The sequence below is a fragment of the Arthrobacter sp. SAFR-023 genome (assembly GCF_051965295.1).
In the GTDB taxonomy this organism is placed as follows: domain Bacteria; phylum Actinomycetota; class Actinomycetes; order Actinomycetales; family Micrococcaceae; genus Arthrobacter.
In genome coordinates, this window is the sequence record NZ_JBQCMF010000001.1 from 331,341 (window position 1) to 345,934 (window position 14,594).

General features: G+C 68.7%; 14 protein-coding genes. 5 read left to right on the forward strand and 9 right to left on the reverse strand.

Annotation, left to right across the window (positions count from 1 at the left end; translation table 11 throughout):
- Nucleotides 1-106 precede the first annotated feature (106 nt).
- Nucleotides 107-523, reverse strand: coding sequence for an MGMT family protein (locus ACTHQX_RS01505; protein WP_440155341.1), 417 nt, complete (start codon nucleotides 521-523; stop codon nucleotides 107-109).
- A gap of 144 nt (nucleotides 524-667) precedes the next feature.
- Between ACTHQX_RS01505 and ACTHQX_RS01510 the strand changes: the two genes are divergently transcribed.
- From ACTHQX_RS01510 to ACTHQX_RS01525, 4 genes are all read left to right on the forward strand, one after another.
- Nucleotides 668-1,378, forward strand: a complete 711-nt coding sequence (locus ACTHQX_RS01510) for a 3'-5' exonuclease (RefSeq protein WP_440155343.1) — start codon at nucleotides 668-670, stop codon at nucleotides 1,376-1,378.
- A 296-nt stretch (nucleotides 1,379-1,674) separates the two neighbouring features.
- The gene (locus tag ACTHQX_RS01515; protein WP_440155345.1) at nucleotides 1,675-2,745 is read left to right on the forward strand and encodes a methionine ABC transporter ATP-binding protein; all 1,071 of its coding nucleotides are present in this window, start codon (nucleotides 1,675-1,677) and stop codon (nucleotides 2,743-2,745) included.
- Entirely contained in the window at nucleotides 2,742-3,413 is a 672-nt protein-coding gene (locus ACTHQX_RS01520; RefSeq protein ID WP_236804214.1) for a methionine ABC transporter permease, read from the forward strand. The genes ACTHQX_RS01515 and ACTHQX_RS01520 overlap by 4 nt, the downstream gene beginning before the upstream one ends.
- A 97-nt stretch (nucleotides 3,414-3,510) precedes the next feature.
- On the forward strand, nucleotides 3,511-4,356 hold the full coding sequence (locus ACTHQX_RS01525) for a MetQ/NlpA family ABC transporter substrate-binding protein (RefSeq protein WP_440155346.1): 846 nt from the start codon (nucleotides 3,511-3,513) through the stop codon (nucleotides 4,354-4,356).
- Nucleotides 4,357-4,445: 89 nt separating this feature from the next.
- On the opposite strand, the gene hemL is transcribed toward ACTHQX_RS01525, so the two are convergent.
- Genes hemL through hemQ form a run of 7 tightly spaced genes read right to left on the reverse strand, consistent with a single transcriptional unit; the run spans nucleotide 4,446 to nucleotide 11,766 of the window.
- Complete coding sequence (gene hemL / locus ACTHQX_RS01530; protein WP_236804218.1) at nucleotides 4,446-5,777, reverse strand: glutamate-1-semialdehyde 2,1-aminomutase; 1,332 nt, start codon at nucleotides 5,775-5,777, stop codon at nucleotides 4,446-4,448.
- 13 nt (nucleotides 5,778-5,790) lie between these two features.
- Nucleotides 5,791-6,903, reverse strand: coding sequence for an LLM class flavin-dependent oxidoreductase (locus tag ACTHQX_RS01535; protein WP_440155348.1), 1,113 nt, complete (start codon nucleotides 6,901-6,903; stop codon nucleotides 5,791-5,793).
- Complete coding sequence (hemB, locus tag ACTHQX_RS01540) at nucleotides 6,903-7,883, reverse strand: porphobilinogen synthase (protein WP_236804222.1); 981 nt, start codon at nucleotides 7,881-7,883, stop codon at nucleotides 6,903-6,905. The genes ACTHQX_RS01535 and hemB overlap by 1 nt, the downstream gene beginning before the upstream one ends.
- A gap of 10 nt (nucleotides 7,884-7,893) precedes the next feature.
- Nucleotides 7,894-8,823, reverse strand: coding sequence for a uroporphyrinogen-III synthase (locus tag ACTHQX_RS01545; RefSeq protein ID WP_440155349.1), 930 nt, complete (start codon nucleotides 8,821-8,823; stop codon nucleotides 7,894-7,896).
- Between the two features lie 17 nt (nucleotides 8,824-8,840).
- Nucleotides 8,841-9,839: a hydroxymethylbilane synthase gene (gene hemC, locus ACTHQX_RS01550; protein WP_440155350.1), complete on the reverse strand. Its 999-nt coding sequence runs from the start codon at nucleotides 9,837-9,839 to the stop codon at nucleotides 8,841-8,843.
- Nucleotides 9,836-11,068 carry a ferrochelatase gene (locus tag ACTHQX_RS01555; RefSeq protein WP_440155351.1) on the reverse strand — a complete coding sequence of 411 codons (1,233 nt, stop codon included), beginning with the start codon at nucleotides 11,066-11,068 and terminating at the stop codon, nucleotides 9,836-9,838. The genes hemC and ACTHQX_RS01555 overlap by 4 nt, the downstream gene beginning before the upstream one ends.
- Entirely contained in the window at nucleotides 11,065-11,766 is a 702-nt protein-coding gene (gene hemQ, locus ACTHQX_RS01560) for a hydrogen peroxide-dependent heme synthase (RefSeq protein ID WP_111905764.1), read from the reverse strand. Before hemQ ends, ACTHQX_RS01555 begins: the two co-directional genes overlap by 4 nt.
- A gap of 186 nt (nucleotides 11,767-11,952) precedes the next feature.
- On the opposite strand from hemQ, the gene ACTHQX_RS01565 reads away from it, so the two are divergent.
- Nucleotides 11,953-12,726, forward strand: a complete 774-nt coding sequence (locus tag ACTHQX_RS01565) for a hypothetical protein (RefSeq protein WP_440155353.1) — start codon at nucleotides 11,953-11,955, stop codon at nucleotides 12,724-12,726.
- Between the two features lie 378 nt (nucleotides 12,727-13,104).
- Here the strand turns inward: ACTHQX_RS01565 and hemG are convergent, their stop codons facing one another.
- Nucleotides 13,105-14,589, reverse strand: coding sequence for a protoporphyrinogen oxidase (gene hemG, locus ACTHQX_RS01570; protein WP_440155354.1), 1,485 nt, complete (start codon nucleotides 14,587-14,589; stop codon nucleotides 13,105-13,107).
- Nucleotides 14,590-14,594 lie beyond the last annotated feature (5 nt).

Genomic DNA, 14,594 nt, shown 5'->3' on the forward strand with positions numbered 1-14,594 from the left:
GAGAAAGTGTCCGCGTGGTCCCGCTCCGAAGTGAGTGCGGAAGCCTGAGCGGCGGCGGTTTGATCGGCGGTGGTTTGATCGTCGGCGGTCTGATCGAGTGTTGCGGTCACACCGACATTCCATCACCCGGGACTGACAATTTTCGCAGCGACGCTTCCAGCCGCTCTGCAATACCATCCAGGGCGTCAAAGTCGGCGTCCGACGGCGACCACCGCGCGGCGGTCAGATCCACGCGCCACCGTCCTTCGCCCATCCTCGCAAACTCGCGATGGTCCCCGCGCAGGGGCGTGCCCTCCTGCAAGTAGTAGCGGAGGGCCTCGGACTCATGGCCCTCCGGGGCCAGCCCGCTGGCCCGGAGCACCCGCCACCATGGCACGCCGCTGCCGTAATGGCTCAGCACCGACCCCACCTGCCGCGGCCCTCCGGCCCCAAGAAGCTCAGCGATGTCGCCATAAGCCACCGCCGAACCGGCCGGAATGAGGTCAACCACCGCCAAAACCGCCTCCACATACTCCGCCCGCATGCCCTCAGACTATCGGCCGGCGCGCATCAGCAGCCGCCAGGACGGGCGCCGTGTGCCTCTCCCCACAGCGTGTCTTCCCACACCCTGCCGGACACGCGCGGGGCAAGGACCTTGACTGTCGGTGCCTCCGGGTAATTTGGAGCCATGAGCACTTGGAACACTCTCCCCCGGGCCGCGTTCGACCTCGAAACCACGGGACGCAACTCCCGTGCCGCCAGGATCGTGACGGCATCTGTCACCGTGGTGGACAGTTCCGGGAACGTGATTCGCGAGCATGAGTGGCTAGCTGATCCGGGCGTCGAGATTCCGGCCGAGGCCAGCGAAGTCCACGGGATCACCACCGAACACGCCCGCAGCCAGGGCCGGCCTGCGGCCGAGGTCACCAAGGAAGTCGCTGCCGTGCTCCAAGGGCTTTTCGACGACGGCGTCCCGGTGATCGCGTTCAATGCCAGCTACGACTTCACAGTCCTGGCCGCCGAGTCGGCCCGCTACGGCGTACCGCAACTGAGCCGGTTCCCCGTTCTGGACCCGTACATCATGAACAAGCAGGTGGACCGGTACCGGAAGGGCAAACGGACGCTGACCGCCCTGTGCGAGGAGTATGGCGTGGACCTGGAGAACGCCCACACATCGGCCGCGGACGCCTTGGCGACGCTGCGCATGCTCGATGCCATGGCCGGCAAGTTCCCCAAGCTGAACATGCCGGCCAGCCAACTGCACCAGCTTCAGGTGGACTGGGCCGTGAGCCAGGCCGCCGACTTCCAGCAGTACCTCCGCAAGACCAAACCGGCCGCAGTCATCGAGGGCGACTGGCCGGTCCTGCCGCCGGAGGACGCCAGCCGCGGCGGCTTCTAGATCGAGGCAGCAATAAGCCAGAGAACATGGCAGGAACAGAACGGAAGCCACTGGGACGAAGATCACAGCTCCCGGCTAAAGCCCGGGCGGCCACTCCGCCGCCATCCTGATTCGGGAAGTGCCTTGAGGGCCGCCATTCACGTGGTCCATAACCGGGATCAGCACTCAATAGTGCAGCCCAAGCGCCCGACAGCGAACAATGTTCGGAAGTGGCTGGCGTTTCCCTGCGCTGACATAATTTAGTTCAGAACCGTGCTTGTGCTATGCCCTGCCCAAGTCCTACCTCCTGAGGATAAATGATCACAGTCACTGACCTGCGCAAGGTCTACCGTCAGGGGAAAAAGGAAGTGGTGGCCCTCGACGGGGTATCGCTTTCTGTCCCCAAAGGCTCCATCCACGGCATCATCGGCCATTCCGGAGCGGGCAAATCCACCCTGGTGCGCTGCCTGACACTGTTGGACCGCCCGACGTCGGGGTCGGTCAACATTGACGGTACCGAACTGAGCTCTGTCCGGGACTCGGAAATCCGCGCCGCCCGCCGCCGCATCGGTATGGTCTTCCAGCACGCGAACCTCATGGATTCGCGCACGGCCGCCGGAAACGTGGCCCATCCCATGGAACTGGTCAAGGCGCCGAAGGACAAGATCCGGGCCAAGGTCGCTGAGCTGCTGAAGCTTGTGGGCCTCGAAGGCTTCGAGAATGCCTACCCCTCCCAGCTTTCCGGCGGACAGCGCCAGCGCGTTGGCATCGCCCGCGCTCTGGCATCGGACCCGGACGTCCTGCTGTGCGACGAGCCCACGTCCGCGCTGGATCCCGCCACCACCGATGAAATCCTGGACCTGATCCAGGACCTGACCCGACGCCTGCAGCTCACGGTGCTCATCATCACCCACGAGATGCATGTGGTGAAGCGCGTCTGCGGGTCCGTGTCCCTGCTGTCCAAGGGCCGGGTCATCGAGTCAGGTCCGCTCGCCGAGGTCGCCTCGGACCTGGACAGCAAGCTGGCACGGGCACTTTTGCCCCTGCCGGCCTCGGAACCCATCAAGGGTGCGCTCCAGGCCGGGCCGGTCCTGGAAATCCTCTTCTCCGGCGACGGCGCCAAGGAGCCCGTGCTCACGGGAGTGGCACGGCATTTTGACATTGACCTGAACGTTCTTGCCGGCAGCGTTGAAACCCTCGGCGGCCAGCAGTTCGGCCACTTGCGGGTCCAGCTGGGCGACGACGCAGACCGCGACGCCGTCCTGGGCTACCTCCGCAGCCGCGGCATCAGCGCCAAGCTCGCTGGTTCAGTCGCCGACGATGCGGAACTGGCTGAATTCGCCCCGGCGGACACTGACTTCGCCGCCGAGACGGGAGACTCCAAGTGAACGAGATCTTCAGCAACCCTGTCCTGGCCAAGGCACTGCCGGAGGCCATCGGCGAGACCCTCCAGATGGTGGGAATCTCTGCCTTCTTCACCGTGCTGATCGGACTGCCGCTCGGCGTCTTCCTGCACGTCACCGTCCCCGGCGGGCTGCGGCCCATGCCGGTGGTCAACCGGATCGTCAGCGACATCGTCGTGAACATCACCCGATCCATCCCCTTCGCGATCCTGATGGTGGCACTGATCCCGCTCGCCCGGCTCCTCGTGGGGACCAGCCTCGGGCCGGTGGCTGCCTCCGTTTCGCTGTCCATCGGAACCATTCCGTTCTTCGCCCGCCTGGTGGAGGCATGTCTTCGCGACGTCCACCACGGCAAGATCGACGCTGCCCAGGTGATGGGCTCCACCCGGATGCAGGTCATCAGCAAGGTGATGCTGCCCGAATCCCTGCCCGCGCTCGTTGCAGCCGCGACCACCACTGTTGTGACCCTGGTGGGCTACAGCGCCATGGCCGGCCTCGTCGGCGGCGGCGGACTGGGCAAGCTCGCCTACAACTACGGCTTCCAGCGCTTCGACGTCACGGTCATGATCGTCACCATCGTGCTGATCATTGTCCTCGTCCAGCTCATCCAGCTCACGGGCGAATGGATCTCCCGCAGCCTGGACCACCGCTAAAAGTCTTCACGGCAGCGAGTAGCCGCTCGCTGCGCCTGAATCGGATCTCCCCGGCGCCGCCGTCGGGATCCAGGTTATTTCGAAAGGAACGCATCCCATGCGTAAATCACTCACCCTCCTCGCCACCGGCATCGCCGCGGCCCTGGCACTGACCGGGTGCGGCGGTTCCTCCGCCCCCAGCGCCGAGTCCAGCCAGGCTCTTGACCCGGCCAAGCCCGTCACCCTCACCGTCGGCGCCAGCCCCGTTCCGCAGGCGAAGATCCTTGAGTTCCTGAACCAGGACCTCGCCCCGAAGGCCGGCCTCAAGCTGGACATCAAGGAGATCGAGGACTACCAAACGCCCAACACGGCGCTGAGCGACGGCTCGCTGGATGCCAACTACTACCAGCACCTGCCGTGGTTCGAGGACCAGGTCAAGACCAAGGGCTACGACTTCGGCCACGGCGCCGGCGTCCACATCGAGCCGTACGCCGCCTTCTCCGAGAAGGTCAAGAACATCAGCGAGATCAAGGACGGCGCCAAGATCGCCATCACCAACGATCCGTCCAACCAGGTCCGGGCGCTCCGCGTGCTGGAAAAGGCCGGCCTGGTCAAGGACATCAAGGATGACACCTCCGTCATCGCCCTGACCGATGCCCAGAACCCGAAGAAGCTGAAGTTCTCCGAGAACCAGCCGGAACTGCTGATCAACGACCTGAAGGATCCCTCCGTGGACCTGGCACTGATCAACGGCAACTTCATCCTCAAGGCCGGGCTCAGCACCACCGATGCCCTGGCCGTGGAATCCACCGAGAACAACCCGTACGCCAACTTCCTGGCATGGCGCTCGGAGTCCAAGGACGACGCCCGCATCAAGAAGCTGGACGAGCTCCTCCACTCCGCCGAGGTCAAGGCCTTCATCCAGAAGGAATGGCCCAACGGTGACGTGGCCGTAGCCTTCTAGGCCAGCAGGACACTGAAAACCAAAAAACTCTGGCACCCGCCGCGGCGGGTGCCAGAGTTTTTTTGATTAGGGGAAAGTCCGACGGCGGTTCAGGCCTTCGCTGCGGCCGCCGCCTCCGCGGCGGCGGGCAATGCCTCGAAGATCCGGTTCATGGCGGCGTCGTCGTGCGCCGCGGACAGGAACCAGGCCTCGAACACGGACGGCGGCAGGTAGACGCCCGACTCCAGCATGGAGTGGAAGAAGGGCGCGTAGCGGAACGACTCCTGCTTCAGAGCGTCGCTGTAGTTGTGGACGCCCTGCTCCGAAGTGCCAAAGGCCACCGAGAACAGGTTGCCCGCGCGCTGGATGGAGTGGTCCACGCCGGCCGCAGCGAGCGCGGAGGACAAAGCGCCGGACAGTTCCAGCGACCGCGCGTCCACAAACGAGTACACCTCACGGGTGGCGTGCGTCAGGGTGGCGACACCGGCAGCCATGGCTACCGGGTTGCCCGACAGCGTGCCGGCCTGATAGACGGGTCCGAGCGGCGCGAGGTAATCCATGACATCGGCACGTCCGCCGAGGGCCGCCGTCGGCATGCCCCCGCCGATCACCTTGCCGAACGTCAGAAGGTCGGGGGTCCACTTTTCGGTGGCGTCTGCGGCGCCGCCGGTGAGGCCCCAGTAGCCCGAGTATCCGGTGCGGAAGCCGGTCAGGACCTCGTCGACGATCAGCAGGGCGCCGTGGGCGGCGGTGATCCGTGAGAGGCCGGCGTTGAAGCCCTCGCCCGGTGTGACCACGCCCATGTTGGCCGGCGCGGCCTCGGTGATAACGGCAGCAATGTTGGGCCCGTGCTCGGCGAAGGCGGCCTCGACGGCGCCGAGGTCGTTGTAGGGCAGCACCAGGGTCTCGGCGGCGGTGGCGGCCGTGACGCCGGCGGACCCGGGCAGGGCGAGAGTGGCCACACCCGAGCCGGCGGACGCGAGCAGCCCGTCGAGGTGCCCGTGGTAGCAGCCGGCAAACTTGATCACGAGGTTGCGGCCGGTGAAGCCCCTGGCGAGCCGGATCGCCGTCATGGTGGCCTCGGTGCCGGTGGACACCATGCGCAGCCGTTCGACGGCGGAGACGCGTTCCTTGACGATGGCCGCCAGGTTGGCCTCATCGGGAGTCGAGGCACCGAAGGAGAGTCCGCGGTCCACGGCGGCGTGCACGGCGTCGAGGACGGCCGGGTGAGCGTGCCCCAGCAGGGCCGGCCCCCAGGAGCAGACCAGGTCCACGTAGTCCTTGCCGTCGGCGTCGGTCAGGTACGGGCCCTTGGCCGCCACCATGAAGCGGGGGGTGCCGCCGACGGAACCAAAGGCGCGGACCGGGGAGTTCACGCCGCCGGGCATCAGCTGGCGGGCGCGGTCGAAAAGTTCCTCGTTGCGAGGGGTACTGGAAGTCATGGTTCCCATTCTTTCAGTCTGCGGGAGTGTCACCGGACAGGAGCTCGGCCACCCGGGGTGCCACCACGGTGCCGAAGAGTTCGATGCAGCGCATCATGGATTCATGCGGCAGCGTGCCGTTGCCGTATTTCAGGTCGAAGCGGTCCACTCCGAGGTTCCGCTTGAGCAGCGCGATCTTCTGCGCCACCGTCTCAGGCGACCCGACGTACAGGGCGCCTTCGGGCCCGCACATGGCGTCGAATTCCCGCCGGTTTCCCGGGCCCCAGCCCCGCTCGGCGCCGATCCTGTTCCGCTGGGCAAGCCAGTGCGGAAAGAGCTCCTCTTGCGCCGCCTCATCGATCTCGGCGATATGGCCGGGCGAGTGGGTGGCGATCTGCTGCATGGGCTGGCCGTACTTGGCCATGGCCTCGCGGTACAGGTCCACCAGCGGGGCGAAGGCGCGGGGCTGGCCACCGATGATGGCAAAGATGATCGGGTAGCCGTACTCCGCGCAGCGCAGGACGGACTCCGGGGTGCCGCCCACGCCTATCCATGCCGGCAGCAGGTGGTGCTCCAGCGGCGGATACACGCTCAGCCCGGCCAGCGCTGGCCGGGTGCGCCCTTCCCAGTGGACGGGCTTTTGCGCCCGCACCCTGTCGAAGAGCTCGAGCTTCTCCTCGAACAGCACCTCGTAGTCCGCGAGATCCAGGCCGAAAAGCGGAAAGGATTCGACGAACGAGCCGCGACCCAGCATGACCTCGGCCCGGCCGGCGGACAGGGCGTCCACGGTGGAGAAGCGCTGGAACACGCGGATGGGATCGTCCGAACTCAGGACGGTCACGGCCGAGCCTAGCCTGATGCTGGTGGTCCTGGCCGCGGCGGCCGCCAGGAACACCTCCGGGGCTGAGACGGCAAAGTCCCGGCGGTGGTGCTCGCCCACGCCGAAGGCGTGAAGTCCGACGCCGTCAGCCAGCACCGCCTGGTCCAGCAGTTCCCGCAGCACCTGGGCGTGCGGCTTCGGCTCGCCGGCACCGTCCACTCCGACGTCGCCGAAGGTGTTCAGGCCCAGCAGGATCTGCCCGGGACCCACCGGGTCGGTGGGTCCCTTGGCCGGTGTTGTGGTCTGGCCCGTGCCCGGCTCCGGCATCAGGATTCCTTGAGCCAGCCGGCGATTTCGCTGGCCCAGTACGTAAGGACCATGTTGGCCCCGGCGCGGCGGATGCCGAGGACTGATTCGGTGATGGCGGCACGCCGGTCGATCCAGCCGTTGGCGGCGGCGGCCTCGATCATGGCGTACTCACCCGAGATCTGGTAGGCGGCGACCGGCACCGGGCTCATCGCGGCGACGTCGGCCAGGATGTCAAGGTAGCTCATGGCCGGCTTGACCATCACCATGTCCGCCCCCTCGGCAAGATCCAGTTCCACCTCCTGGATGGCCTCGCGGCGGTTGGCGGCGTCCATCTGGTAGGTCCTGCGGTCGCCCTTGAGCTGGGAGTCCACCGCTTCCCGGAACGGGCCGTAGAACGCCGACGCGTACTTCGCGGCGTAGGCCACTACGGCGGTGTTCACATGGCCGGCGTCTTCCAGTGCCTGGCGGATGACGCCGATCTGTCCGTCCATCATTCCGGACGGGCCAAGCACGTGGGCGCCGGCGTCGGCCTGGGCCACCGCCATCTTCGCGTAGATCTCCAGCGTGGCGTCGTTGTCCACGTAGCCGTCGCTGTCGAGGACGCCGCAGTGGCCGTGGTCGGTGAATTCGTCCAGGCAGACGTCGCTCATGACCACGAGGCTGTCCCCCACCTCGGCCCGGACGTCTCGGATGGCCTTGTTGAGGACCCCGTCCGGGTCCAGCGACGCCGTGCCCTCGGCGTCGCGGGTCTCGGGTATGCCGAACAGCATGATGCCGCCGACGCCCAGCTCCACGGCCTCGGCTGCCGCACGCTTGAGGGTGTCGGTGGTGTGCTGCACGACGCCCGGCATGGAGGCGATCGGGTTGGGCTCCGAGAGCCCCTCGCGGATGAACGCCGGAAGGATCAGGTCTGCCGGGGCAAGCCGGTGCTCCGCCGTGAGCCTGCGCATGGCGGGGGTGGTGCGGAGCCGCCGGGGGCGGTGGTGCGGAAAGCTCATGTCTTGTCCTTCACTGTGGGCCTGCTGTTGATGAGTGGATGTTGGGGGCAACGGCCCGGATGACGGCGGCCACGAGCCCTTCCGGTGTGGCCTCCCGCGCCGTGGCAGCCACGGCGAGTCCCAGGGCTTCCGCCTCAGCCGCTGTCGCCGGGCCGATGGCCACGAGGCGGCAGGAGCCGAGCGGCGCCAGGGTGGCGCCGATGCGCCGCACCGCGCTGGGTGAGGCGGCGACGACGGCGGCCAGGGCTCCGTCGTCGATCTCGGCTTTCGCTTCGGCGGGCGTCAGCAGCGGCAGCGGGGCGGTGCCGCTGCTGCCGGTTCCGTCCAGTCCTGCGCCGAGGCGCCGCGCCGGCTCGGCCGGGAAGTCCACGGTGGAGTAGGCCACCACAGTGCGCACCCTGGCGCCCTTCGCGGCCAGCCCCCGGGCCAGGGCAGGGGCCGCGATATCGGCCTGCGGCAGCAGCACGGCGGCAGGGCCGCCGGGCCACCCGTTGACGATCCCGGCGGCTGAATGTTCCTGCTCCGGCTCGAAGTGCACGGCAATCCCCGCAGCCTCAAGCGCCTTCCGGCTCGCGGGGCCCACAGCGGCAACCCGGGTTCCGGCCGGAAGCCAGTCGCCCAGTTCCACAGCGCGCTCTGCCGCCTTTTCCTGCAATGCCAGGACGGTGGTGGCACTGCTGACCACGAGCCACTCAAAGGTGCCCGCGCCCAGCGCCTCGAAGGCGTCGTCAAGCGCCGCCTGGTCCGGGGCGCGTTCGGCGGCCGTCAGCGGCAGCAGGAGGGGAACGCCGCCGGCCAGCCGCAGTGCCTCCGCGAGGGGCCCGGACCGCTCGGGGCTCCGCGTCACCAGGACCCGGCGCCCGTCCAGCAACCGTTCTTCCGGCGGACGTTCTTTCAGCGGGTGTTCGCCCGCCCGGTGCTCCCCGCTCGTCGTTCCCATACGGTGGCCGGCTGCGGTCAGGAAGCCGTCAGGTCCGCGATGTCCGCAGCCCCCGCTGCCAGCAGAACCTCGGCCAGTTCGATTCCGAGCAGGGTGGCTCCCACCTCGGTGAGTCCGTCGGTCGCCCGCTTGTCCCGCACCGACGCGGTGCCATCCACGGCGCAGACCACGGCTTCGAGGTGGAGCATGCTGCCCTTCCGGTAGGCGTACGCACCCACAGGGGCGGCGCAGCCTGCCTCGAGCCGGGCAAGCAGCGCGCGTTCGGCCGTGACCGCAAGCCTGGTGTCGGCGTCGTCAAGGGCGGCCAGCGCCTGGGCGAGCACGCCCTGCGACCCCTCGGTGGAGCCAGCACGGCGCGGCGCCTCGCCGGTGCGGCATTCGATGGCCAGCGATCCCTGGCCGGCTGCCGGGAGCATGATGTCCGTCTCCAGGTATTCGGTGACGGTGTCCAGGCGGCCAATCCGTTCCAGTCCCGCGGCGGCCAGGACGACGGCGTCGAGGTCGCACGACTTCCCGGCAACCACCGCGTCCGTGGCGTTGCCGGGCAGCCCGGGCACCCGGCCCAGCCGCGTATCCACGTTGCCGCGGATGTCCACGATGTCCAGGTCGGGGCGTACTGCGCGGAGCTGCGCTGCGCGGCGGGGTGAGCCGGTGCCGACGCGGGCGCCCTTGGGAAGGTCGGCCAGCTTGAGCCCGTCGCGGGCGCAGAGGACGTCCCGGACGTCCACGCGGGGCGGGGTGGCGGCCAGCGCCAGCCCCGGGGCGGAGCCAGTGGGCAGGTCCTTCAGGGAGTGGACAGCCACGTCGCACTCGTTCCGCAGCAGCGCGTCGCGCAGCGCGGCAACGAAGACGCCGGTGCCGCCCATCTGGGACAGCGAGCCGGTGAGCACGTCGCCGTCGGTCCGGACATGGACGAGTTCGACGTCGAAGCCCCCGACGGCGGCCAGCCGGTCGGCCGTCTGCTGGGTCTGGGTCAGGGCGAGCTTGCTCGCCCTGGTGCCGATCCGTACCGTCACTTCGCGTCCTGCCCGGCGGCCGGGTAGGGATCGTGCCCCTGGCCGACGGTGGTGTCTGCACCGGCTATGGTGGGCTTTTCGCCGCGGAAGTTTTCGCAGCAGCCGGGACGGCATACGTCGTACCAGGGCCCGAGGCCGGTGACGGCCTGGCGGTCCGGGATGTTGTTGGCCACCGTGCGTTCGCAGATCAGCTCCACGAGCCCCTCGACAAAGCGGCGGTGGGTGCCCGGCGTGGGCACGCGCGTGGCCGCGAGGCCGAGATCGCGGCAGGTCTGCAGGGCTTCGGTGTCGAGGTCCCAGACCACCTCCATGTGGTCGCTGACAAAGCCCAGTGGCACGATCACGATGCCCGCGACGCCCTGCTTGGCGAGTTCCTCGATGGCATCGTTGATGTCCGGCTCCAGCCACGGGATATGCGGGGCACCGGACCGCGACTGGTAGACGAGGGACCACGGGGCGGACAGGCCGGAATCGGCTTCCACGCGGCGCATGATCTCCGTGCCGTTGGCGAGGTGCTGGGCCACGTAGGCGGAATCCTCCGCGAACTCGCGGGGCTCGTCCTCGGAACGGCCGGCCGCCACAGCATCCCGGGTGGGGATGGAGTGGGTGGCGAAGAGAACGTGGATGGGGGCGTCAGGCTTGCCGGCGGCGGCAAGCTGCGCGCGCACCTCGGCAACTCCCTCGGCGGTACCCGCAATGAAGGGTTCCACGAAGCCGGGGTGGTCGAAGTACTGGCGGACCTTATCCACTTCCAGCCTGCCGTCGAGCCCGGTTTCAGTCAGGGCCATGCCGATGTCCTCGCGGTACTGGCGGCAGCTGGAGTAGCAGGAGTACGCGCTCGTGGTGAGCATGAGCAGCCGGCGGTGGCCGGCGTCGTACGCGTCCTGGAGGGTCTGCGGGATGTAGGGGTCCCAGTTGCGGTTGCCCCACAGCACGGGCAGGTCGATCCCGCGCGCGGCCAGCTCAGCCTCGAGGGCGGCCTTCAGCTCGCGGTTCTGCTGGTTGATCGGGCTGATGCCGCCGTTGGCGCGGTAGTGGTGGGATACCTCTTCGAGGCGCTCATCGGGGATTCCCCGGCCGCGGGTGACGTTGCGGAGGAACGGGATGACGTCGTCCTGGCCTTCAGGGCCACCGAAGGAGGCGAGGAGGACGCCGTCGTATTCCTTGGGGGCCAACCTGCCGGTCTCGGTGAGGTTCGCGGGGTCTTCCTGCGGGGCCAGCGGACTCATGCGAGGACCTCGGCGATCTCGCCCGCGGTGATCCGCCGCCCGGTGTAGAAGGGGATCTCCTCGCGCACGTGGTTGCGCGCTTCGGTGGAACGCAGGTGGCGCATCAGATCCACGAGGTCCACAAGCTCGGGTGCCTCCAGGCCGAGGATCCATTCCCAGTCGCCGAGCGCGAAGGATGACACGGTGTTCGAAATGACCTGCGGGAAGTCGCGGCCCAGCAGGCCGTGGTCGCGCAGCATCTGGCCGCGCTCGTTCTCGGGCAGCAGGTACCACTCGTAGGAGCGGACGAACGGGTACACGCACAGCCACTCGGCCGGCGCCACTCCGCGTGAGTACGCCGGGGTGTGGTTCTTGGCAAACTCCGCTTCACGGTGCACGCCCATGGCGGACCAGACGATTTCAGTTCCAGCGAACAGCTTGCTGCGGCGGATGTCACGGATGGCCTGCTGCAGCGCCTCGGGCTTGGGGCCGTGCAGCCAGACCATGACGTCGGCGTCGGCGCGCATGGCGGACACGTCGTAGCTGCCGCGGTGGGTGACCCCGCCCTCGGCCAGGCGCGCCACCAGGGCGTCGAAATCCTCGGCGGCATCGGCGCTGCGGAGGGCCTCGGCGGAGCGCTTGAAAACGGTCCAGAGGGTGAAGAACTGCTCGGCTGATTCTTCGGTTTTGGTGACAGATTCGGCAGGAGTGTGGCTCATGGTTACTATCCTGCCCCTTCCATGCGGCCTAAGTCGAAAAACTCAACTTCTACGCTGTGTAGAAGTGGCTAATTTCACAGCGACCGCCGGATCCGTACTGCCGCCACACCGGCTGCCCCGGCAAGCGCGAGGAGCCCTGCACCCCACCACACCTGCGGCTCAATGGTTCCGCTCCGTGACACGCCCATGACGGCACTCTCCGCCGGCCCGCGCGTGTATGGCGAGCTGATCATGGCCATGTTGGTGGGTCCCGCGAACTGCGCGGAGCCCCAGACTCCGCCGGCAACCCCCCCGGCCGAGCGTCCCCGCTGGCCGGCGCCGGCTGACAGGCCCGCGATCTCCCCGAACGGGCTGGCGGCCGCGGACGGGGCTTCGGCGGTCGCAGCGCTTTGGGAACTGCCGACGGCCGGCGCCGGGGATCCCGCGGTTCCGGTTGCCGGGGATCCGGGGGCGGATCCGGCGGGGGAAGAGCCGTCGGTTCCGCCCGACGATCCTGGCCCATTGCCCGACGGCGACGGTGTTCCCGACGGCGCTGGGCTTCCCGAGGACTTCGTGCCCGAGGGCTGTGTTTCCGATGGCTCAGGCGCTTCCGGAGTCCCTGATGGGCGGGAGGGCCGGGAGGGCGTCGCCGTCCCGGAAGAAGTCGGGGCTCCAGAAGAGGTCGGCGCGGGCGACGGCGCCGGCTCTGTGTCACCTGGATCCGACGGCGTCGGAGCGGCCTGCGTGGGCGTGGCCGAGGCAGTAATCGACGGGTCAGGCGTCGGTCTGGCTGTGAAGGTCACAGATGGAACAGGCATCGGAACCAGCGGCGCAAGCGACGGTGGCAGCGATTTTGACGGCAACGGCGCTTCCGAGGGCGATGGCTCGTCCGCGGTGGGCCCGGTGGGGCCGCCTGCACGGCCCTCCGATTTACCGCCGTGCGACTTACCGCCGTGCGGAGTGCCCTCTCTCTTGCCGTGATTCGACAGGGCCGCCGCCGCCCAGGCCTCGAGGCCCGCGGCGTCGGCAGTGGCGCCGAGCCCCGTTCCGGCAGCAGCACCGCCCTGGTCGGGCTCCGCCAGCAGGTCGGATACAGGCAGGTCGGACGCAGCAGCGTTGGATGCAGGAACCCCTGCGGACAAGACCAGTACCGCTCCGAACGCTGCCGCTGCTGTGCCGCGCCGAAGTCCCCCATGGAAACCAGTCAGCGAACGAAAACCATCGGACTTCTGATTGACCATAGTCATCGACCCTAGACACAATTTTGCGCCGGGGAAAACTTGCGGAAGGTCCCCCAGGAAGGTATCGCGGGCGGCAGGAAAGCTGCCTTCCCGCAGCCGACCGCGAGAGCCGGGACGGCTACGCCAGGAAGGCCGTGACTTGTGTTTTCGTGTCGGCCACCACAGCCGCCAGCCCGTTACCGGCAAGCCAGCCGCCGACCATCAGCAGCCCGTCCGTGCCGGCGCAGATCTGCCGGACTTTGGCGACCCGCTGCCGGTGCCCCACAGCGGCAAAAGGCAGCGCCCCGGCCCAGCTGACGACGTCCCAGTCCACCAGCGCCTCCCGTGTGACGGGCACCGTCAGCAGCGCTGACGCATCCTGCAAAGCCGTGTCAAGCAATGCCTCATCCGACTCCGATTCCGGCCCCGGCGCAGCGGGGGCCGCAGCGGCTGACGCACCTTCGCTGCGCCCGTAGGAGAGCCGCAGCACATGCCTGCCGGGTCCGGCCGCGTCCGCCACCCAGTCCCATTTGCCGGTGGCATGGGTGAGGGCCTTCGCCCGGATTCCCTCCGTTTGCGGCGCCACCAGGATTCCCGTTCCGCGCGGACGACCGTCCAGCGAGGGGAGGTCAACAACGAGTGTCACAAGCTTGACCACAGGCCCGGGCGCGGGCTGATGCCCGGCCAGCGCCGGGACCGCTTTCCCGAGGAGCCGCACGGCCGATGGTCCGTCCAAGGCAACCACCAGGACGTCAGCCTTGTAGCTACTCTCCCCCGCCGCCACCGTCCAGCCCTGCTGCGTCCGTGCAGCGTCAGTGGCCGCTGTCCCCGGCATCAGCTGCACGCCGCGCGCCCTGAGGTCCGCCACGAGCTCAGTGACGAGGGTGTGCATGCCGCCCTTCAGGCCGGCGACGGCGGAGCCTGCCTTGGCAGGTTTGGCGTCCGTTGGTGCGCCCTGCGTTGGCGTGGCTTGCGTTCCTGTCCCCTTGCGCTGGGCAGCCACGGCGGCGGCCAGCGAGCCGTGCCGGGCGATGCCCGCGCGCAGCCCCGGCGCCACCATGTCGACGTCGAGCAGACCAGGGTCAGCCGAATGCACGCCGCCCACCACGGGTTCAACCAGCCGTTCCAGGACGCGGCGTCCCATCCGGGCCCGCACCAGCGCGGAGACGCTGGAAACCTCGGCGGTGGTCCCCACGGAGGCGGGCAGCAGTTTGTCCAGCGAGGCGCGCAGGGAACCGCCGAGGCCCAGCGAGCGCCGGACCTCCGGGTCCCACGGATTGGCCGGGATACCCAGCACGCCGGTCTTGGGAAGCTCGCGGGGTCCGCCCGGCAGCTGCACCCAGGCGCCGCCGGGCCGTGGGGCAACGATATGTCCGCCCAGTCCGAGTTCCGCGGCGAGGTCGGCCACCGCAGTGGAGCGCGTGGCAAAGGACTCGGCCCCGCTGTCCAGGGTCAGCCCCGCAACGTCATGCCTGCCGACGCAGCCTCCCCAGGCTTCGGCAGCTTCCAGCACCGTGGTGTGCAGGCCCGCCCGGGCCAGTTCCCGGGCGGCCAGGAGCCCGGAGACGCCGCCTCCGACCACCAGTGCAGTGCGGCCGGCGGCCGGAGGACTGCCCGCAGCCACAGCCC